The sequence below is a fragment of the Candidatus Woesearchaeota archaeon genome (assembly GCA_003694805.1).
Taxonomy (GTDB): Archaea; Nanobdellota; Nanobdellia; order Woesearchaeales; family J110; genus J110.
The window spans coordinates 1-1187 of the sequence record RFJU01000052.1; the positions used below are offsets into that span (position 1 = coordinate 1).

The 1187-nt window shown below is 48.5% G+C and carries 2 protein-coding genes; both read right to left on the reverse strand.

The features are described from left to right. A partial coding sequence (locus D6783_02080; GenBank protein ID RME53407.1) for a CRISPR locus-related DNA-binding protein occupies positions 1 to 564 on the reverse strand: 564 nt, incomplete at its 3' end. Positions 565 to 736: 172 nt separating this feature from the next. Beyond that, on the reverse strand, positions 737 to 1187 hold a 451-nt coding region (locus D6783_02085; protein RME53408.1), incomplete at its 5' end, for a hypothetical protein.

A 1187-nucleotide genomic window follows, 5' to 3' on the forward strand; every position in this document is an offset into this window, starting at 1 on the left:
GAATCCTTCTGTTGTGTCTTCTATGATGTCCATGTCTTTGAGTTCTTTGATGTGCTTGTAGAGCATTGCTTTGCTCACATCGACTTTCTCTGCGAACTCACCCATAGACCTCGCCTCGTTCCTAAGCAAGAACTCCACGATCTTGTGCTGGCCTGGCGTGATTGAATAGCTCAATTTAGGAAGATTCACGACTTGCTTGTTCTCTTCCTTCACATACAGTATCCTCCTAATCCTATCAGACCTTGCGTACGCACCAAATAACAAGCCAAGGGCTTTTGTCTTTCTGCCAGCAGTCACATCAACATAGATCTCGTCCTTATCAGAGAGAAGATCAATTATCTTGACCGCCTCCCTGGCCACGTTCACGATGTCGTAGACAGCCGTCTCCACCGCCTTTATCTCCAGCACCGATCCTAACGATTGTTTGATGATGTCAAGAGATTTTTGCTGCGTCTCGTCCGGTTCGTGGTCGATGAGCAATATCAGCCTGTCTGCGCCGATCTTGGTTGCTGCCGCAATCACTGGTTCAAACGTGTAGAGCGTCGCTATGAGTATCTTTGCCATAGAGAGGGTTAATCACCCCTTATTTATAAATTCTACCTTGTTTGCAGAATTTTCTCATGACTTGTAGAAAAAATTTCGTTTTCACATCCAAAAAAGCACTCCTATCAATAACTCATCAAAAGAAAAACACGACGGTCACGACCTGAACTCGCATTGACTGTGAGTCAGGGCATTAATCATTATCCACGCGTGGGGCGAGGATGAACGCTAAGTGCAGCTTATCCACCGCGGTGTACTCGAGCTTAATAGGATAGTCCTGGCTTAGGCGCAGCACCACCTTGTCCGCGAGCTTGCCCCCTTGCATCATCTTCTTCAAGTACTCAACAGAGAACTTTGACTTCACCATCTCCTTTGCGTCAATCGTCGCGCCGTCGCCCGCCTCTATTTCAATCTCGGCCTTGCGCAAATCCCCCGCGGCAGAAATCTTGAATTTCTTCTTATCAATCACGAACGAAACAGACTCTCCCACGATGTCCACGTCTTCAATCGCTTCAGCAAGCCGTGCCGCGTCCGTCTCGACTACGGCCTTAAAGTCCAGAGAGGGAACTTTTTGCTCCTTCTCTCCCAACTCAATAAGTGGCAATGAGAACCTGCGCACGGCACCGCCCTTGGCCGGCTTGGCA